This is a genomic window from Mesorhizobium sp. AR02 (assembly GCF_024746835.1).
Taxonomy (GTDB): Bacteria; Pseudomonadota; Alphaproteobacteria; order Rhizobiales; family Rhizobiaceae; genus Mesorhizobium.
Genome location: NZ_CP080531.1, coordinates 2,246,555 through 2,265,104, shown reverse-complemented (window position 1 = coordinate 2,265,104; position 18,550 = coordinate 2,246,555). Strand labels below are relative to the sequence as shown.

General features: G+C 62.7%; 22 protein-coding genes and 1 pseudogene. 10 read left to right on the top strand and 13 right to left on the bottom strand.

Annotated elements, in window-relative coordinates; genetic code table 11:
• Positions 1–532: 532 nt before the first annotated feature.
• The 8 genes and pseudogenes from DBIPINDM_RS14915 to infC all read right to left on the bottom strand — a co-directional run bounded on the left by DBIPINDM_RS14915 (position 533) and on the right by infC (position 7,656).
• A pseudogene (locus DBIPINDM_RS14915) lies at positions 533–1,134 on the bottom strand (nucleotidyltransferase family protein).
• A gap of 123 nt (positions 1,135–1,257) precedes the next feature.
• Positions 1,258–3,666, bottom strand: a complete 2,409-nt coding sequence (gene pheT / locus DBIPINDM_RS14910; RefSeq protein ID WP_258587964.1) for a phenylalanine--tRNA ligase subunit beta — start codon at positions 3,664–3,666, stop codon at positions 1,258–1,260.
• Entirely contained in the window at positions 3,663–4,085 is a 423-nt protein-coding gene (locus DBIPINDM_RS14905) for a GFA family protein (RefSeq protein WP_258587963.1), read from the bottom strand. Before DBIPINDM_RS14905 ends, pheT begins: the two co-directional genes overlap by 4 nt.
• Positions 4,082–5,179, bottom strand: a complete 1,098-nt coding sequence (pheS, locus tag DBIPINDM_RS14900; RefSeq protein ID WP_258587962.1) for a phenylalanine--tRNA ligase subunit alpha — start codon at positions 5,177–5,179, stop codon at positions 4,082–4,084. The genes DBIPINDM_RS14905 and pheS overlap by 4 nt, the downstream gene beginning before the upstream one ends.
• Before the next feature lie 142 nt (positions 5,180–5,321).
• Positions 5,322–5,723 carry a 50S ribosomal protein L20 gene (gene rplT, locus DBIPINDM_RS14895; RefSeq protein WP_006201247.1) on the bottom strand — a complete coding sequence of 134 codons (402 nt, stop codon included), beginning with the start codon at positions 5,721–5,723 and terminating at the stop codon, positions 5,322–5,324.
• A gap of 88 nt (positions 5,724–5,811) precedes the next feature.
• Entirely contained in the window at positions 5,812–6,015 is a 204-nt protein-coding gene (rpmI, locus tag DBIPINDM_RS14890) for a 50S ribosomal protein L35 (protein WP_006201248.1), read from the bottom strand.
• A gap of 183 nt (positions 6,016–6,198) precedes the next feature.
• Complete coding sequence (locus DBIPINDM_RS14885; protein WP_258587961.1) at positions 6,199–6,825, bottom strand: methyltransferase family protein; 627 nt, start codon at positions 6,823–6,825, stop codon at positions 6,199–6,201.
• A gap of 294 nt (positions 6,826–7,119) precedes the next feature.
• On the bottom strand, positions 7,120–7,656 hold the full coding sequence (infC, locus tag DBIPINDM_RS14880) for a translation initiation factor IF-3 (RefSeq protein ID WP_010912915.1): 537 nt from the start codon (positions 7,654–7,656) through the stop codon (positions 7,120–7,122).
• A 221-nt stretch (positions 7,657–7,877) separates the two neighbouring features.
• Here infC and DBIPINDM_RS14875 point away from each other — a divergent pair, with 221 nt between their 5' ends.
• The 4 genes from DBIPINDM_RS14875 to DBIPINDM_RS14860 all read left to right on the top strand — a co-directional run bounded on the left by DBIPINDM_RS14875 (position 7,878) and on the right by DBIPINDM_RS14860 (position 11,250).
• Entirely contained in the window at positions 7,878–8,648 is a 771-nt protein-coding gene (locus DBIPINDM_RS14875; protein WP_258587960.1) for an alpha/beta hydrolase, read from the top strand.
• Positions 8,649–8,650: 2 nt separating this feature from the next.
• Positions 8,651–9,793, top strand: coding sequence for a benzoate/H(+) symporter BenE family transporter (locus tag DBIPINDM_RS14870; protein WP_258587959.1), 1,143 nt, complete (start codon positions 8,651–8,653; stop codon positions 9,791–9,793).
• A 117-nt stretch (positions 9,794–9,910) separates the two neighbouring features.
• Positions 9,911–10,393 (top strand): DUF2852 domain-containing protein, encoded by a 483-nt coding sequence (locus DBIPINDM_RS14865; protein ID WP_258587958.1) that lies wholly within the window; start codon positions 9,911–9,913, stop codon positions 10,391–10,393.
• A gap of 98 nt (positions 10,394–10,491) precedes the next feature.
• Positions 10,492–11,250, top strand: a complete 759-nt coding sequence (locus DBIPINDM_RS14860; RefSeq protein WP_258587957.1) for a M48 family metallopeptidase — start codon at positions 10,492–10,494, stop codon at positions 11,248–11,250.
• Here the strand turns inward: DBIPINDM_RS14860 and DBIPINDM_RS14855 are convergent, their stop codons facing one another.
• A complete protein-coding gene (locus tag DBIPINDM_RS14855; protein ID WP_258587956.1) occupies positions 11,251–11,469 on the bottom strand; it encodes a hypothetical protein in 219 nt (72 codons plus the stop codon).
• 132 nt (positions 11,470–11,601) lie between these two features.
• Here DBIPINDM_RS14855 and DBIPINDM_RS14850 point away from each other — a divergent pair, with 132 nt between their 5' ends.
• The 6 genes from DBIPINDM_RS14850 to DBIPINDM_RS14825 all read left to right on the top strand — a co-directional run bounded on the left by DBIPINDM_RS14850 (position 11,602) and on the right by DBIPINDM_RS14825 (position 16,930).
• Positions 11,602–12,261: a phosphoribosylanthranilate isomerase gene (locus tag DBIPINDM_RS14850; RefSeq protein WP_258587955.1), complete on the top strand. Its 660-nt coding sequence runs from the start codon at positions 11,602–11,604 to the stop codon at positions 12,259–12,261.
• 87 nt (positions 12,262–12,348) lie between these two features.
• Positions 12,349–13,599, top strand: coding sequence for a tryptophan synthase subunit beta (trpB, locus tag DBIPINDM_RS14845; protein WP_258587954.1), 1,251 nt, complete (start codon positions 12,349–12,351; stop codon positions 13,597–13,599).
• Between the two features lie 2 nt (positions 13,600–13,601).
• The gene (gene trpA, locus DBIPINDM_RS14840; RefSeq protein ID WP_258587953.1) at positions 13,602–14,441 is read left to right on the top strand and encodes a tryptophan synthase subunit alpha; all 840 of its coding nucleotides are present in this window, start codon (positions 13,602–13,604) and stop codon (positions 14,439–14,441) included.
• A 48-nt stretch (positions 14,442–14,489) separates the two neighbouring features.
• The gene (gene accD, locus DBIPINDM_RS14835; RefSeq protein WP_258587952.1) at positions 14,490–15,416 is read left to right on the top strand and encodes an acetyl-CoA carboxylase, carboxyltransferase subunit beta; all 927 of its coding nucleotides are present in this window, start codon (positions 14,490–14,492) and stop codon (positions 15,414–15,416) included.
• A gap of 54 nt (positions 15,417–15,470) precedes the next feature.
• On the top strand, positions 15,471–15,608 hold the full coding sequence (locus DBIPINDM_RS14830; protein ID WP_258587951.1) for a hypothetical protein: 138 nt from the start codon (positions 15,471–15,473) through the stop codon (positions 15,606–15,608).
• Positions 15,605–16,930 carry a bifunctional folylpolyglutamate synthase/dihydrofolate synthase gene (locus tag DBIPINDM_RS14825; protein WP_258587950.1) on the top strand — a complete coding sequence of 442 codons (1,326 nt, stop codon included), beginning with the start codon at positions 15,605–15,607 and terminating at the stop codon, positions 16,928–16,930. The genes DBIPINDM_RS14830 and DBIPINDM_RS14825 overlap by 4 nt, the downstream gene beginning before the upstream one ends.
• A gap of 47 nt (positions 16,931–16,977) precedes the next feature.
• Here DBIPINDM_RS14825 and DBIPINDM_RS14820 read toward each other — a convergent pair whose 3' ends face one another.
• The 4 genes from DBIPINDM_RS14820 to trxA all read right to left on the bottom strand — a co-directional run bounded on the left by DBIPINDM_RS14820 (position 16,978) and on the right by trxA (position 18,498).
• Positions 16,978–17,391, bottom strand: a complete 414-nt coding sequence (locus DBIPINDM_RS14820; protein ID WP_258587949.1) for a type II toxin-antitoxin system VapC family toxin — start codon at positions 17,389–17,391, stop codon at positions 16,978–16,980.
• The gene (locus DBIPINDM_RS14815; RefSeq protein WP_172220780.1) at positions 17,388–17,636 is read right to left on the bottom strand and encodes a type II toxin-antitoxin system VapB family antitoxin; all 249 of its coding nucleotides are present in this window, start codon (positions 17,634–17,636) and stop codon (positions 17,388–17,390) included. The genes DBIPINDM_RS14820 and DBIPINDM_RS14815 overlap by 4 nt, the downstream gene beginning before the upstream one ends.
• A 120-nt stretch (positions 17,637–17,756) precedes the next feature.
• Positions 17,757–18,038 carry a cupin domain-containing protein gene (locus DBIPINDM_RS14810; RefSeq protein WP_019862676.1) on the bottom strand — a complete coding sequence of 94 codons (282 nt, stop codon included), beginning with the start codon at positions 18,036–18,038 and terminating at the stop codon, positions 17,757–17,759.
• A gap of 133 nt (positions 18,039–18,171) precedes the next feature.
• Entirely contained in the window at positions 18,172–18,498 is a 327-nt protein-coding gene (trxA, locus tag DBIPINDM_RS14805) for a thioredoxin (protein WP_258587948.1), read from the bottom strand.
• Between the last annotated feature and the right edge of the window lie 52 nt (positions 18,499–18,550).

Below are 18,550 nucleotides of genomic sequence, written 5' to 3'. Positions count from 1 at the left end.
TTCTTTCATCACCACTTTTCGGCGATAGGCAAAAAGCAGCAGAGGGTCGTCGCCGGCCAATTCCGCAAGTTGTGCCCTGACCTTCGTCAGTAGCTCATTGGCCCTTCCTAGTTCGTCAATTGTGAGGTTCCGATTGGGCATAAACTTTACATACTCGCCAGCTTGGCGGCGTGGACATGTCGGACGGCTTCCTCGACTATGGGCCATAGAGCGAGCGGGCAGTCCTTAACGCCGACGCTGGGGTCAATCCGGTTTGGCGCTGGCCCCTTTGTAAGGCCTAACACGCGCTTAACGTGAGCGACATGGCAGGTTTCGACGGACCTGCCATATTTCCGAAGGACATAGCTCCGCTCCCTCTTGTATCCGGCTTTGTCAGCGATCATTGGGTGCCTCTCCATCGGTGAGGTCCATTCTTCACATGCGGACACGGCTGTCTATGTTCAAAATAGATGGCCTCGCTCAGATTCACACAACGCCGGTGACGATTGTAGCGGTCACGCCGGCGCGCCCGGGGGCTTCGAACGGGTTGATCCTACCAGGGCGAGACAGTGATCTCCGGCCAAGCCTCCTTCGCCCGAGCGCCCTTGGCCTCATGCGTGCGCTGATTATCCGTCACCCGGTTCGGCGTGATGCGAAACGAAAAGAGATCATCCAGCCCGAACGGCGCCACCAGCTCCAACTGCCCGCCAGCGTCGTAGCGCACCCCAACCGCATGCGTCTTCGAGGCGAAATGGCTGACGGATTGGCTTGAACTGAGATAGCATGGCAGGGCTGTCCGAATTTCTGCGGATACCACAGATGCACCCGAGCCTGGTTACGCACCTCGACCGGCAGGGCCAGCCCTTCGAAATGCCGCGCCGCCCGGCGAATGACAGCGTCCTCGGCCTCATAGGACAGGTCCGTGTCGTCGAAATAGAACAGGTCGACGTCCTTGATGCCGTAGCCGGACGGCTTTCCCGTCAGATGGTTCCAGACGCTGTTATAGAGCGCCCCTGAAACCACCAGCCAGTCCGGCAGAGCTAGCGCGCGAGCCCGGACTAGCGCGTCGCGGACCAGCGGATCCGCCACGACGATGTCGAGAAACGCCGACCGTTGTGCTTCGAACGGCAGACCGGAATAGCGCAGATGGTCCATCGCCCTTTGGAGGGCGATTCGCCACCTGCCGGCAATCCTCGGAAGCAATTCCAGGAAAAGTGCGTAGCGGTTTTCCGTCCGGAATTGCGTAAGGGCAAAGTGCGTAGGGCGGCGTTAGCCGCTCTACGTCCTCAGCACACCACCCGTCTGCTTGCCGACATTTTCGACAATGCGCTTGGCCAGCGCCTCGAAATCCTCGTCGGCCAGCGTCTTCTCGACGGGCTGGATCGACACTTCGATGGCGATCGATTTTTTGCCCTCGCCGAGCGACGCACCTTCGAAGATATCGAACACCGAGACGCCTGATATCAGTTTCTTGTCGGCCGCCAACGCCGCGCGCACCAGCGTGCCGGCCTCGACCGTTTTGTCGACGACGAAGGCGAAGTCGCGCTTCACGGCCTGGAAGGCGGACAGCTCGAGCTTCGGCTTGGTCTTGGTCGGCTTGGCCTTCGGCTCGGGCACGGCATCGACGAACACTTCGAAGCCGCACAGCGGTCCGGACACGTCTAGACCTTCCATCGTCTTCGGATGGAATTCGCCGAACGTGCCAAGCACGGTTTTCGGCCCCAGCTTGATCGTGCCGGAGCGGCCGGGATGGTACCAGGTCGGACCGCCCGCTTCGATCTGGAGGCGGTCGACGGGCGCGCCGCAGGCTTCGAGTGCGGCGATCGCATCGGCCTTGGCGTCGAACACGCCGACCGGGCCTGAATTGCCGGCCCAGTTGCGGCCGGAGCCGTCGAGCTTGGCGGTGCCCCGGCGCACGCCGGCGGCCACGCGCCGCTGCTGGTCGGCGCCGTCGCCTTCATACGTGCCCGAGACCTCGAACAGCGCCACGTCGCCAATGCCCTTGTCGGCATTGCGCTGGGCGGCGGTGATCAGCCCCGGTAGCAGCGATGGCCGCATGTCGGACATGTCGGCGGCGATCGGGTTGGCGAGCTTGAGCGCCGTCTGGCCGCCGCCGAACAGTTCGGCATGTTTGGCCGGGATGAACGACCAGGTGACGGCCTCCATCATGCCGCGCACGGCAAGCGCCCGCTTGGCGGTGCGGGTGCGGACCTGCAGCGTGGTCAGGATCTTCGAATTGACCGCGTCATGCGCGCCGAGCGGCTGCGGGGCGATGTTGTCGACGCCGTGGATGCGCATCACCTCCTCGACAAGGTCGGCCTTGCCGTCGACATCCGGCCGCCAGGACGGCACCGCCACATCGACGACATTGCCCGAACCCAGCGGCTTGAAACCGAGGCGCGACAGGATGTCGAGGCTTTCCGCCTTAGGCACCTCGATGCCCGTCAGCCGCTTCACTTCCGACAGCGGGAAGGACACGATCTTCGGCTTGTGCCCGGCATAGCCGGCCACTTCCATTTCCGTCGGCGTTCCGCCGCAGAAATCGAGCACCAACCTGGTCGCGAGTTCGACGCCCGGCACCATGAATTCGGGGTCGACGCCGCGCTCGAAGCGGTAGCGGGCGTCGGTGATGATGCCGAGCGCACGGCCGGTGCGGGCGGTTGCGATCGGGTCCCAGAGCGCCGATTCGATCAGCACGTCGGTGGTGCTCTCATCGCAGCCCGAATGTTCGCCGCCCATGATGCCGGCGATCGATTCGACGCCATTGTCGTCAGCAATCACGCACATCTCCGGCGTCAGCGTGTACTCGCGGCCGTCCAGCGCCAGCACCTTTTCGCCGTCCCTGGCGCGGCGCACCACGAGGTTGCCGGCCACCTTCGCGGCGTCGAACACATGCAGTGGCCGGCCGCGGTCGAAAGTGACATAGTTGGTGATGTCGACCAGGGCGCTGATCGGGCGCAAACCAATGGCGATCAGGCGCTGCTGCAACCATTTTGGTGATGGGCCGTTCTTGACGCCACTCACCATCGTCAGCGCGAAGCCGGGGCAGAGTTCCGGCGCCTCGATCGTGACCTTCATGGGGCACAGCCCCTCGCCGACATGCGGCATGATCGCGCCACCCACAAGCCGTCCGAGCCCGCTTGCCGCCAGATCCCTGGCAATGCCGTAAACGCTGGTGGCATCAGGCCGGTTCGGCGTCAAATTGATCTCGATGACCGGATCGTCGAGATGCGCATAGGACGCAAAGCTGGTGCCGACCGGCGCGTCGGCCGGCAGGTCGATGATGCCGTTGTGCTCGTCGGACAGTTCCAGCTCACGCTCGGAACACATCATGCCATGGCTCTCGACGCCACGGATCTTGCCGACCGTCAGCGTCACGTCGATGCCGGGCACATAGGTGCCGGGCGCGGCGAAGGCGCCGATCAGGCCGGCGCGGGCGTTGGGCGCTCCGCACACCACTTGAACAGGTGCCTTGCCGTCGCCGGCATCGACGGTCAGCACGCGCAGCCTGTCGGCATCGGGATGCTGCACCGCCGTCAGCACCTTGGCGATGACGAAAGGTTTCAGGCTCGACTTGTCGTCGACATGCTCGACTTCGAGGCCGATCGACGTCAGCCGCTCGACGATCTCGTTGAGCGAGGCGTCGGTCTCGAGATGATCCTTGAGCCAGGAGAGGGTGATTTTCATGGGGCTGTTCCGTCTGGTCTTTTGACGCTTGATTTCAGGTGTCTCGGCAAGTCGTCGGACATATGCAGGAAAGGTAGCTGCTCGCCGACATAGGCATGGTGCGTCGGCTCGAAATCGGCCGGCATGTCCATGGCGCCGAGCATGAAATAGATGTGATCTTCCAGCCGCTCGTCGACATAGGCGATCGGCGAGCCGCAGACGCCGCAGAAGGAGCGCGTCACCGGGCCGTTCTCGTACATCTTCAGCGCCTTGCCGGTGAAGGCGACCTGATCGGCCAGGAAGCCGACAAAGGCCGATACCGGCGCACCGCTCGCCCGCCGGCAATCACCGCAATGGCAATAGCTGACGTGGTGCGGTTCAGCCGAAGCCTCGAACCGCACGGCACCGCAGCGGCAGCCACCGGTGTGGGGCGCTGTCATGCGCTCAAGCCGCCGAACAGTGTCGGCATGTCCAGTGGCCTGAAACCGTAGTGCGACAGCCAGCGCACGTCGGCGTCGAAGAAGGCGCGCAGATCTGGCATGCCGTATTTCAGCATGGCGATGCGGTCGATGCCCATGCCCCAGGCAAAGCCCTGATACTCGTCGGGATCGAGCCCGCCGGCCCTCAGCACGTTGGGGTGCACCATGCCGCAGCCGAGGATCTCCATCCAGTCGGAGCCTTCACCGAAGCGCACTTCGCCGGGTCGCGAGCGGTCGCACTGGATGTCGACCTCGAGGCTTGGCTCGGTGAACGGGAAGAAGGAGGGCCGGAAGCGCATCTTGACCGAGGGCACCTCGAAGAACGCCTTGCAGAACTCCTCCAACACCCACTTCATGTTGGCGACATTGGCTGATCTGTCGATCACCAGACCCTCGACCTGATGGAACATCGGCGAGTGGGTGGCGTCCGAATCCTGGCGGTAGGTCTTGCCGGGGATGACGATGCGGATCGGCGGCTTCTGCTTCTCCATGGTGCGTATCTGCACCGGCGAGGTGTGGGTGCGCAAAAGCTTGCGCTCGCCCTTCTCGTCCGGCTGGAAGAAGAAGGTGTCGTGCATCTCGCGCGCCGGATGTCCCTCGGGGAAATTCAGTGCGGTGAAGTTGTAATAGTCGGTCTCGATATCGGGACCTTCGGCGATGGCGAAACCGAGATCGCCGAAGATCGCCGCGATCTCGTCGATGACCTGGCTGATCGGATGGATGCGGCCGCGTTCGGCCGGCGACTGCCGCACCGGCAAGGTCACGTCGACCTTTTCGGCGGCCAGTCGCGCGGCGATCGCAACATCCCTGAGTTCGGCCTTGCGGGCCGTCAGCGCCTCGGTGACGCGGTTCTTGAGGCCGTTGATGACGGGGCCCTTGATCTGGCGCTCCTCGGCGGTCATGGCGCCAAGCGTCTTCAGCATCTCGGACACGGTGCCCTTCTTGCCGAAGGCCGCGATGCGCACAGCCTCGATGGCCGGCTCGTCGGCGGCCGATGCGATGTCGGCCAGAAGTGAGCTTTCAAGCGTATCCAGGCCGGTGGTTGCGTCGTTCACGGTCAAACTCGCTACGTTGGAAATCTGCGCTAACGTGAAAGTCACGTTTGAGTTGGGTATTCAGGCATAAGAAAAACCCGCGCCAGCCGTGCCAGCGCGGGTTCCCCAAATCAGAATTGCGAATGCTTGGGAAGCGCTGGTCTTAGGCGACAGCGCTTTCAAAAGCGTTCGGCGTGGTGTTCTTCAGATATTCGAGCGCCACCTTGGCCTTGGCGACCAGGGCTGCGAAAGCCTGCGGCTCGTGGATGGCCATGTCGGACAGGATCTTGCGATCGATCTCGATGCCGGCCTTGTTGAGGCCGTCGATGAAGCGGCCATAGGTCAGGCCATGTTCGTGGGTCGCGGCGTTGATGCGCTGGATCCACAGCGCGCGGAACGAGCGCTTGCGGTTCTTGCGGTCGCGGTAAGCGTACTGCAGCGACTTTTCCACCGCCTGCTTGGCGATGCGGATGGTGTTCTTGCGACGGCCGTAGAAGCCTTTCGCGGCTTTCAGGACCTTCTTGTGCTTGGCGTGCGAGGTGACGCCTCTCTTTACGCGTGCCATGTCATGATCTCCTTAAAAGCAATTCCAGGTGCCCGACGGCTTTCCGTTCGGAATTGCGTAAAACAAATGCGTGTCCGGACCGAATGCCTCAGAGGCCGTTCGGCAGAAAATTCTTGATGACCTTCTTGCCATCCGGTTCAGCCAGAACCATCGTGCCGCGGGCATTTCGAATGAACTTGTTGGAACGCTTGATCATGCCGTGACGCTTGCCGGCCGCAGCCGACAGGACTTTACCCGTACCTGTGATCTTGAACCGCTTTTTGGCGGCCGACTTGGTCTTCATCTTGGGCATTTTGCTACTCCGTCTTGTTGGCGCACTATCGCGCTTCTTGTTCGCTTCGGGCCGACCAAAGCCCGAAAAGCAAATGAAACCGCCACGGCATGCCCTGCCGGGCGGTTTTCTTGAACGGCGGTCCTATACGTCAAAGACGGCGGCTGTGCAACACCCTCAGGCCGTGCGACGCTCTGTCCCCGGTCAGGGCAGCGTGAACCACACTGGCAGCATGCCCGACTGCTGGGCGCCGTCGATCAGTTCGAAGGCCGGCAGCGCGATCAGGAACACCAGGCCGTCGAGCAGCGTGGTCAACAACAGGCGCGGCTTGAAGCTGCCCGTATCGCCCTCCTGGTAGAGGGAAAGCTTCGGGAAGAAGCGCGGCACCCGCGCCAGATAGGCCGCATACGGCGCGCCGAGCGCTTCCTTGAGGAATTTCTCCTCGCGCAGGATGACGATATGGAAGGCGCCGGCGCAGAGCAGCGCGAACAGGATGATGCCCGAGAACGAGCCGATTTGCGCGCCAACGCCGGCCGCGGCCACGGTCGAGAAGACATAGAGGGGATTGCGGGTGATCGAATAGGGCCCGCCCGTCACGACCTCGGAGGATTTGCGCCCGCCTATATAGAGCGTCGCCCAGAGTCGCCCGACGATGCCGAGGAAAATCAAGAGCACGCCGAACATCTCGATCGTTTCATGCACCGGCGTTTCGGGCGGGAAGGTCGACTGGCCAAACAGCAGCGCTAAAAACAGCACCACGACGAGCACGGCAAGCACCAGCCGACGCATCTGCTGGTAGTTACCCAGCCCGTATTTGAGTTCTTTGTCCAAGAGGTATCCGATCGTCGAGGAGCCTATTGCATGTCGCCCAAAAAGTGGCCCCGGTTTTGGGAGGACGACATGCATAAAAACAAAGCCGGCGATCGCAGCTGTGGCCGAGAAACAGGCGTCCCGCCGATCGTCGGGACGCCCTGTAGCACAATTCAGGCGAAATTGGAGCGCGACGGCGGCGCCTAACCTTAACGTGATCCAGGCTTTGAAAAAGTGTCCCGCGATTCTGCCGTGGGACCTTTGACAATCAGGGAACCTGAGCAGACGACGCCCGGCGAAGCGAGCGGAGTCTGCCTAGCGCGGCGCCAGCACCATCATCATCTGGCGGCCTTCGAGCTTCGGCTCCGCCTCGACCTTGGCGATGGTCGCCACTTCTTCGCGCACCTTGTTCAGAAGCTGCATGCCGAGTTCCATATGCGCCATCTCGCGGCCACGAAAGCGCAACGTCAGCTTGACCTTGTCACCTTCCTCGAAGAAGCGGCGCACCGCCTTCATCTTGGTCTCATAGTCATGGCTGTCAATGTTCGGGCGCATCTTGATCTCCTTGATCTCGATGACCTTCTGGTTCTTGCGCGCCTCGGCCGCCTTCTTCTGGTTGGCGTATTTCAACTTGCCGAGATCGAGGATCTTTACGACGGGGGGTACCGCATTGGGTGATATCTCGACGAGATCGAGCCCGGCCTCTTCGGCGAGCAGCAATGCGTCGTTTATGGAAACATCGCCGCGGTTCTGGCCTTCGGCGTCGATAAGCTGGACCCGGGGAACCCGGATGTCACGGTTGGAGCGCGGCCCATCCTTGGTCGGCGCCGCTGCTTTGAAAGGTCTGCGAATGGTCGTGGTCTCCTTGGCCGTTTCGTTCAGGATTTGTCAGTCTTGATGCGTGGACGCGCAATGTGGTGAGCGCGCGGGCGGAGTCAATAGCACAGCATTGACAGAAAATCACCCTGATCACTGGCCTGCACCAAACAAAGAAACAGCGCGAGCACTTTTCGCCACGCCTGTGGCTGTGCCACAAGAACCCCGAGCCAAAAGAGGGGCCTGAGGAAAAAGCCATGACCGCCACGCCCCCAACCTTTCTCGATGTCGATGGATCGCGCATTGCCGTGCGCCATATGGCGGGTTCGACGCCCGGCATTGTCTGGCTGGGCGGCTACAAGTCGGACATGCTGGGCACGAAAGCCGAGACGCTGTCGGACTGGGCGGCAAAAGAGGGCCGCGCCTTCCTGCGCCACGACTATTCCGGCCATGGCGAATCCGGTGGCGCATTTGCCGACGGCACGATTTCGAAATGGCTGTCGCAAAGCCTTGCCGTGTTCCGCCATTTTGCCAAGGGCGATCAGATCCTGGTCGGCTCGTCGATGGGCGCCTGGATCGCGCTGCGCATGGTGCAGGAATTGCGCAAGGCGGGCGACGCAAACGTCGTCGGCCTGGTGCTGCTGGCACCGGCGCCGGATTTTACCTCTGAGCTGGTCGAGCCGGTGCTGACAGTGGCGCAGAAGCGCGACCTCGCCGAGAAGGGCTTCTTCGCCGAGCCGTCGGACTATTCCACTGAGCCGTATATCTACACACGCGCTTTGATCGAAGATGGGCGCGCCAACCGGGTTATGACCGGGCCGATCGACACGCATTGCCCTGTCCACATCCTGCAAGGCCTGGCCGATCCGGACGTGCCGTCGAGCCATGCGTTGAAACTGGTCAGCCTGCTGCCGGCCGACGATGTCACGCTATCACTGATCCCTGACGGCGACCACCGCCTGTCGCGGCCGCAGGATCTCGACATGCTGCTGCGGGCGGTCGGCGACATGGCCGCGCGGAGCAAGTGACGATGCGCCTTTCCATCCCGATCTCGGCCTTTGTCGCCGCCATCGTCGGCTTTGGCGGCACGCTGGCCATCGTCATTGCCGCCGCCCACGCGGTCGGTGCGACGCAAATTCAGACGGCAAGCTGGGTGACGACCATTTGCCTCGCCATGGCGATTGAGAGCCTGTGGCTGTCCTGGCGCACGAAAATGCCTGTCATCACCGCCTGGTCGACACCAGGCTTGGCGCTGATGGCGGCGTCGACCGGCTTTTCGATCGGCGAGGCGGTGGCCGCTTTCATCATCACCGCCATCCTGTTGATCGCCACCGGCCTGTTTCGGCCGCTGACACAGCTGATCTCCAGGATACCGCCCTCGGTGGCTTCCGGCATGCTGGCCGGCATCGTCGTCACCTTCGCCCTCAATGCGGTCAAGACCGTTCCGGTCGATCCATGGCTGATCCTGCCGCTGATTGCAGCCTTCTTCGTCATCCGCCTGTTCAACCCGGCGCTGTCGGTGCTGGCGGTGCTGATCGGTGGCGGTCTCGCCGCCTTCCTGACGGGCCGTGTCGGCGGTCTGCCGACACCGGAACTATCGACGCTGACGCTGATTGCCCCTGATTTCACCGCCAAGGCGATGATCGGTCTGGCGCTGCCGCTCTACCTCGTCACCATGGCCTCGCAGAACCTGTCGGGCCTCGCCGTGCTGCGCGCCGCCGGCTACCACCCAGAGCCCGCCCCGCTGATCGGTGTCACCGGCTTGTTTTCCCTGCTGTCGGCGCCGTTCGGCGGCTCGACCACCAACCTGGCGGCGATCTCGGCGGCGATCTGCACCGGGCCGGACGTCCATCCCGACCCCGCCGAGCGCTGGAAGACCGGGCCGTTCTATGCGCTTGCCTATCTCGTCTTTGCGATTTTCGGTGCTTCGCTGGTGGCGATCTTCACCGTCCTGCCGCAGAGCCTGATCGTATTGGTGGCGGGGCTTGCGCTGATGGCGTCGCTCGCCAATGCGCTGGCGATCGCGCTGAAGGATGAGGGCGACCGCATGGCCGCCACCGTCACCTTTGTCGTCACCGCCTCCGGGCTGACGCTGTTCGGTGTCGGCGCCGCATTCTGGGGGCTGATCGCCGGGCTGGTCGTGCTTTTCCTCGACATGCTCAAAAAGCGATAATCATTTCAGAAGCTTGTCCGGTTTTGGCGGACATTGTCTTGAATCGCCGTTTTTGCCTTCCCATTTCGATTCCACGCAGCCGTTCCTGGCTGTCTCCAACCGAAGGAATGGGAGAAAATGAACACATCTGCATTGATCCGCCCGGCCTGGACGCCGGCAACCATCGCGTTGATGGTGATCGGCTTCATGGTGTTCTGGCCGCTCGGCTTCGCCATGCTCGCCTACATCATCTGGGGCGACCGGCTCGACGGCTTCAAGCGTGACGTCAACCGCGCGACCGACGGCATCTTCGCCGGCTGCCGCCGCGGTTCCGACAAGGCCGCGCGCTGGGGCAATGGCTCCGCCCGCACCGGCAACGTCGCTTTCGACGACTGGCGCGAAAAGGAGCTTGAGCGCCTGAACGAAGAGCGCCGCAAGCTCGACGAGATGCTGACGCAGTTCGACGAGTACGCCCGCGAATTGCGCCGCGCCAAGGATCAGGACGAGTTCGATCGCTTCATGGCGAACCGCAACAAGTCGACTGCACCGGCGAAGACCGATCCGAACACCGGCACCACCACCACCAAGCGTGGCAAGGGCTCGAACCTGCTTGACGACTAAGGCCGAGCGACACGCCAAGGTATGAGAACGGCGTCGCGCGAGCGGCGCCGTTTCTTTTTTGTTCTAGTCGTTTTTCTCGAATCGCGTATCGTCCCGCCATGACCCTCGGATTCTTCCGCAATCTGACGAAGCCCAAGTCCACGCCTGTCGTGGAGCGCGAATATTGCGTCGCCGGTCGCACGCTGCCGCTCAAGATCGTCGAGAGTGCCCGGGCACGACGCCTGACGCTGCGCATCGATTCCGGCGGCCAGGGCCTGCGCATCACCGTCCCGCCGGGCTTGCGCCGGGGCGAGGTAGACAGGTTCCTCGACCGCCATCAGGACTGGCTGGAACAGCGCCTCGCCAAGGTGCCGACGCGCCCACAAGTGCGGCCGGGCATCAAGATCCCGGTGCGCGGCGTACCGCACCGCATCGTCCATGAGCCGTCAAAGCGCGGCACTGTCACCATATCACGTGACGAGCGCGGTCCGCTGCTGATCGTGCATGGCGATCGCATACATCTGCCGCGCCGCATCGCCGATTTCTTGAAGCGCGAGGCCAAGAAGGAGATCGAGAAGCTGGTGATCAAACACACCGAGGCGCTCGGCAAGCGCGCCAAGGCGATCCGCTACAAGGACACCTCCAGCCGCTGGGGCTCCTGCACCTCGGAAGGCAATCTCTCCTTCTCCTGGCGCATCATGATGGCGCCGCAGCCGGTCATAAACTATCTCGTCGCGCATGAGGTGGCGCATCTCAAGGAGATGAACCACGGCCCGAAATTCTGGAAATTGTGCGAAAAACTCTGCCCCGACACCGACCGCTGCAAGGACTGGCTGAAGCGCAATGGTGGCGCCCTGCAAGCGATCGTGTTCGAGTAGTCAATCATCGTTCGCGGCGTTGAGCTCATCCGGCCGCAGACCCTCGTCGCCATGATGCGGCCATGGCAGGAAGTTGCCGTCGAATTCATCGCCACCGAAATAATCCAGCGCGCGATGCGCCTCGGCGCCGTTGAAGGCGGCCTTGTCCATCAGATGCGCGATGACCTCGCGCGCCTGGGCGATCTTCTGCCTGAGTTCAGCAATGGTTCTGTCAGCCATGATCTTTCTCCCGCCCGGCATGCTGTCAATCCAATCTACATGCTGTCCATCAATAGGTAGCGCCTTTGGCCGTGCTGGCAAACAGCATGCTTTTTCTCGACTCTTGGCGCGTTTCATGCCAATTCCCGCGCCATGGCGCTCGACATCAAAATCTGCGGCTTGAAGACCGACCAGGCAATGGCTGCGGCCCTCGCCGGCGGCGCCAGCCATGTCGGCTTTATTTTCTTTGCCAAGAGCCCGCGTTACGTCGAGCCGGCTGAAGCCGGGCGCCTGCGCGAAGCGGCGCGCGGCAAGGCCTTGGCGGTCGCGGTTACCGTCGACGCCAGCGACACCTTCCTGGACGGGATTGTCGAAAAGATGCAGCCCGACATGCTGCAGCTGCACGGCTCGGAAACACCCGAGCGGGTGGCCGAACTGAAAGCCCGCTATGGCCTGCCGGTGATGAAGGCGCTGCCGCTCAGCGAGGCCGCCGATCTCGACCGGATCAAGCCGTTCATCGGCGTCGCCGACCGCTTCCTGTTCGATGCCAAGCCGCCGAAGGGCTCTGAGCTGCCGGGCGGCAATGGCGTGGCCTTCGACTGGCGCATCCTCGCCGGCCTTGACGCCGGCGTCGATTACATGCTTTCCGGTGGGCTCAACGCCGCCAACATCGGCGACGCCCTTCGGCTTGCCAACCCGCCCGGAATAGACATTTCCTCCGGCGTGGAAAGCGCGCCGGGCGTCAAGGATCCGGCGCTGATCGAACAGTTTTTCCGGGCCGTCCGGGCAGCACGCGACGACCGCGCCGCCTGATCGGGGTTCAACAGAGCATGTTCCGGAAAAGTGGGAACCGGTTTTCCGACAAGGACATGTTCAAACATAAGATTTAGGAGATCGGCTATGAACAAGCCGGCGACACCCAATTCCTTCCGTACCGGACCCGACGAACAGGGCATGTTCGGCATTTTCGGCGGTCGTTTCGTCGCCGAAACGCTGATGCCATTGATCCTCGACCTGGAACGGCACTGGAACGAGGTCAAGAACGATCCGGATTTCCGGGCTGAGCTGACCGATCTTTCGACCCACTATGCCGGGCGGCCGTCCAAGCTCTATTTCGCCGAAGGCCTGACCAAGCATCTTCGTGAGGTTTCCTCGGCAAAGGGCCTTGGGGGTGGCGCAAAGGTCTATTTCAAGCGCGAGGACCTGAACCACACCGGCTCGCACAAGATCAACAACTGCCTCGGCCAGATCCTGCTCGCCAAGCGCATGGGCAAGAAGCGCATCATCGCCGAGACCGGCGCCGGCCAGCATGGCGTGGCATCCGCCACCGTCGCCGCCCGCTTCGGCTTTCCCTGCGTCGTCTACATGGGCGCCACCGACGTTGCCCGGCAAAGCCCGAACGTCTTCCGCATGAAGCTGCTCGGCGCCGAAGTGCGGCCGGTCACAGCTGGCCACGGCACGCTGAAGGATGCCATGAACGAGGCATTGCGCGACTGGGTGACTAATGTCGAGGACACCTATTACCTGATCGGCACCGCCGCCGGCCCGCACCCCTATCCGGAGCTGGTGCGCGACTTCCAGTCGGTCATTGGCACCGAGGCGCGCGCACAGATCCTCGAACAGGAAGGCCGGCTGCCGGACACCATCATCGCCGCTGTCGGCGGCGGCTCCAACGCCATCGGCCTGTTCCATCCCTTCCTCGATGACAAGGATGTGCGCATCATCGGCATCGAGGCTGGTGGCCGTGGCCTCGACGGCATCGAGCATTGCGCCTCGATGAATGCCGGCGCGCCCGGCGTGCTGCACGGCAACCGCACCTATCTCCTGCAGAATGCCGATGGCCAGATCATGGACGGCCATTCGATCTCGGCCGGTCTCGATTATCCCGGCGTTGGCCCGGAGCATTCCTGGCTGCGTGACTCCGGCCGCGTCGAATATGTGCCGATCCTCGACGATGAGGCGCTCGAAGCCTTCAAGCTGACGACGCGCGTCGAAGGCATCATCCCGGCACTGGAATCCGCGCACGCCATTGCGCACGCGGTGAAGATCGTACCGGGAATGGACAAGGACCAGATCGTCATCGTCAACCTGTCCGGCCGTGGCGACAAGGACGTGCATACGGTGGCCTCGATGCTGGGCATGGAGATCTGATCATGACGACCCGCATCGACCGCCGCATGGCGAAGCTGAAAAACGAAGGCCGTCCGGCGCTCGTCACCTATTTCATGGGCGGCGACCCCGACTACGACACCTCACTGTCGATCATGAAGGCGCTGCCGACGGCCGGCGCCGACATCATCGAACTCGGCATGCCGTTTTCCGATCCGATGGCCGACGGCCCGGCGATCCAGGCCGCCGGCCTGCGCGCGCTGAAAGGCGGTCAGACGCTGGTCAAGACGCTGAAGATGGCGGCCGAATTCCGGACCAGTGACAACGAAACGCCGATCGTGCTGATGGGCTATTACAACCCGATCTACATCTACGGCGTCGACCGTTTCCTGAAAGACGCGCTGGCCAGCGGCATAGATGGCCTGATCGTCGTCGACCTGCCGCCGGAGATGGATGAGGAACTGTGTATTCCGGCACTGAAAGCCGGCATCAACTTCATCCGGCTTGCGACGCCGACCACCGACGACAAGCGCCTTCCCAAGGTGCTGCAGAACACGTCCGGCTTCGTCTATTACGTGTCGATGACCGGCATCACCGGCTCGGCGCTGGCCGACACCGGCAAGGTGGCGGCGGCGGTCAAGCGCATCAAGAGCCACACGGACCTGCCGGTCTGCGTTGGCTTCGGCGTCAAGACCGCTGAGCAGGCGCGTGTCATCGGCGCCAATGCCGATGGCGTCGTCGTCGGCACCGCGATCGTCAACGCGGTCGCCAATGTGCTGGGGCCGAAGGGCGAAAAGACCGCAGACCCGGCCGAGGCCGTCGCGACGCTGGTCAGCGGCCTGGCGCAAGGCGTGCGCTCGGCCCGCCTTGCTGCCGCCGAATAGTTTTCCTACCTCTTTACCCAACTCTTCGTCAGGACAGGAGCCGAAGCGATGAACTGGATCACCAATTACGTTCGCCCGAAGATCAACTCGATGCTCGGCCGGCGCACTGACATGCCCGAGAATCTCTGGATCAAGGATCCCGAGACCGGCGAAATGGTGTTCCACAAGGACCTGGAATCCAACCAGTTCGTCATCCCGTCATCCGGCCATCATATGAAGATCTCGGCCAAGGAGCGGCTGAGATTCTTCTTCGACGACGGCAAGTACGAGACCCTGGACAACCCCAAGGTCATGCAGGATCCGCTGAAATTCCGCGACGAGAAGCGCTATGTCGACCGACTGAAGGATGCAAAGGCCAAGACCGGCCTGGAAGACGCGATCATCAATGCACTGGGCACCGTCGAAGGCTTGCCGGTGGTGGTGACGGTGCAGGATTTCGCCTTTATGGGCGGCTCGCTCGGCATGGCCGCCGGTGACGCCATTGTCCACGGTTTCGAAGTCGCCTTGCAGCGCAAGCGGCCGCTGATCCTGTTTGCCGCCTCCGGCGGCGCCCGTATGCAGGAAGGCATTTTGTCCCTGATGCAATTGCCGCGCACCACGGTCGGCGTCGACCGGCTGAAGGAAGCCGGCCTGCCCTACATCGTCGTGTTGACCAACCCGACCACCGGCGGCGTCACCGCCTCCTACGCCATGCTGGGCGACGTGCACATCGCCGAGCCTGGTGCGCTGATCGGTTTTGCCGGACCGCGCGTCATCGAACAGACCATCCGCGAGAAACTGCCGGATGGCTTCCAGCGCTCCGAATATCTGATGGAGCACGGCATGGTCGACATGGTGGTGTCGCGGCTTGAGATGCGCGAAACGATCGCGCGGCTGTTGAAGATGCTGCTCAAGATGCCGGTCGAGCAAAAGCCGCTCGAGCCGGAAATCCTGCCGCCCGCCGTCATTGCGGCCGAAGCCAGGCCGCAGGTCTGAGGACGCGACACTGTGTATGTCGCCCAAAAGTGACCTCGGTTTTGGGAAGACGACATGCACAAAAACAAGGCGGCTTTGGCCGCCGCGAACAGCGATTGCGTCATGTCCATGGCGCGCTGTAGCCTTTTGATTGCCATGGCCATTCCGGGATTGATTCTGGTCCTCGGGCCATGCGCCGGGATTCTGCCATGACAACGCTTGCCGCCGACCGCGAAATCGAAGCCCTGATGGCGCTTCACCCGAAAGGCTTCGACCTTTCGCTCGACCGCATCACGCGGCTCTTGGAGCGGCTTGGCAACCCGCAGGACTTGCTGCCGCCGGTAATCCACATCGCCGGCACCAACGGCAAGGGCTCCTGCGCCGCCTTCTCCAGGGCATTGCTTGAGGCTTCAGGCAGTCTTGTCCACGTCCACACCTCGCCGCACCTGGTCAGCTGGCACGAGCGCTACCGGCTTGCCGCCGAGGGTGGCGGCAGGCTGGTCGACGACGATGTCTTCGCCGAGGCCATCGCCCGCGTCGCCAAGGCCAATGACGGCCAGAAGATCACCGTCTTCGAGATCCTCACCGCCGTCACCTTCATCCTGTTTTCGGAACATCCGGCCGACGTCGCCATCATCGAGGTCGGTCTTGGCGGCCGCTTCGACGCCACCAATGTTGTCGCGAGACCCGCCGTGTCGGTGATCATGCCGGTGTCGATGGACCACGAGGCCTATCTCGGCGACCGTGTCGAACTGATCGCCGCCGAAAAGGCCGGCATCATGAAGCGCGGCTGCCCGGTGGTGATCGGCGCGCAGGAGAGCGAGACGGCGCTGCAGGTGCTGATCGAAACCGCCGAGCGGCTGGAGTGCCCGACCTTCGTCTACGGCCAGGATTTCCTCGCCTTCGAGGAAAACGGCCGCATGGTCTACCAGGACGAGGACGGCCTGATGGACCTGCCGCCGCCGCGGCTGCCCGGGCGCCACCAGTTCGCCAATGCGGCCGCCGCGATCGCCGCGGTCAAGGCGGCCGGCTTCGAGATCAGCCACCGCGCCGCCGAGAAGGCGATGACCCATGTCGCCTGGCCCGGCCGCATGCAGAAACTGGCGCAGGGCCGGCTGGCGGAGTTGGCACCGAAGGGCGCCGACATCTGGCTCGACGGCGGCCACAATCCGGGCGCCGGCGTGGTCGTTGCCGAAGCGCTGGCCGAGCAGGAGGAAAAGAACCCGCGCCCGCTGTTCCTCATTTCGGGCATGATCAACACCAAGGACCAGAGCGGCTATTTCCGCGCCTTCAAGGGCCTCGTCCGGCATGTCTACACCGTGCCGGTGAGCCTGAGCGATGCCGGCGTGCCCAACGACGAACTGGCGATCCGCGCCACGGAAGCCGGGCTGACGGCCGAGCCGGTGAGTTCCGTCGCCAGTGCGCTGATGCTGCTGCGCGACACCTGGGACGGCCCGCCGCCGCGCATCCTGATTGGCGGGTCGCTTTACCTGGCTGGGGCGGTGCTGGCCGAGAACGGCACGCCACCGACCTGAGGTGCCTTAGATGGTTCGGCTTTAATCCGAGTGGTCCGAGAGCCCGATCAGAAATCCCACGGTGAGATCAGGTCAAGGCTGGTGGTGCCAAAGTCGCTGAGATTGCGTGTTGCCAGCCGGCCTCCATTCACGCGCGCTATCGCCGCAATCATGCCATCGGGAGCCGACATGCCGCGACCTTGGCGCGTCGCGGCCCCCATGATCTCGCCGTAAGCCAAAGCCGCATCTTCCGTCAGTCCAAAAATCCGGCCGGCAAATCGATGGCGCCATCGGGAAAGTCCCTGTTCCAGCCGATCGGCACGCTCATCAGGTCGTATCTTTTGAATACCGAAGGCGATTTCAGCGATCGTCACTGTGGGAAGGGCCAGTTCAGCGTCATTACGGACAAGCCACGCCAGCACTGCCGAGTTTGGCGCCTTCTTCAGAGACTCCGAAATCACGTTGGTATCGACGAAAATCAAAGCTCAACTCCTGGATGAACCTCGCGCCCTTCGCGAATAACTTTCTCCAGATCGATGTCGACACCACTGCTTGCGGTCAGGCTGGCGTAGAAGGTGGAGGCGGGTTCACGTCCAGCTTCACGAATCTCGTAGGATTCAAGCGCGCGTTCGACCACGTCGGCTATCGAACGATTTTCACGACGAGCAAGCCTATGAGCCAGGTCGCGTGCTTTTGCGCTGCGGACTGAGAGCTGTGGTTCGGCCATGTAAAACTCCCTTGCTGGAAGAAATATAGGCCGATCCGTCCTTGCCATCAAGATGGCAGGTGATGGCACGCCATCACCTGCTCGACCGGCTGATGGATTTCCAGTGCGCGATAAGCGGATTCACTTCAACTCGATCTCGATGAATGCATACTCGCCGTCATTGGCGCTGATAACGTCATGTTCGACGCCCTCCTTGCGGAAATAGGGCGCGCCTTTTTTCATCTCGGCGAAGGTTTCGCCGTCCTTGGTCACCAGCTTCAGCTTGCCATCCATCAGCGGCACCACGACATAGTCGTGGCCGTGGCGATGCCAGCCGGTGTTGTCGCCCGGCTGGAAGCGGTACTCGGTGACGATGACGCGCTCATTGTCGATGAAGACGGTGGCCTTGGCGGATCCGGTCATAGCGTTCTCCCTGGTTCTGCTGCCAACAGAAGACATGGAGTGGCCAGACGTGAGGGCCAGAACGGCCTAGCGATGGCGCCAACAAAAAGCCCGGCGCGATGGCCGGGCTTTGACATCGGGAATTCAGTTGGGATCAGGCGAGGTTGCCATTGATCCAGTGCGACAGCGCGGTCTTCGGTGCCGCACCCACCTTCATGTCGGCCATTTCGCCGCCCTTGAAGATCATCAGAGTCGGGATCGAACGCACGCCGAACTGCGCGGCCAGCTCGGGATTCTCGTCGATGTTGAGCTTGGCGATCTTGACCTTGGCGCCAAGTTCGGTGGCGATGTCTTCGAGCGCCGGCGCGATCATCTTGCACGGGCCGCACCATTCCGCCCAGAAGTCGACGACGACCGGGACGTTGGCATCGAGCACGTCGGCCTGGAAATTGTTCTTGTCAACCTTGACGGTGGCACCCATGCGGAAAATCCTTTCGAGAGTTCTTTGTCGCACCAAATGTGGTGGTTGTCGC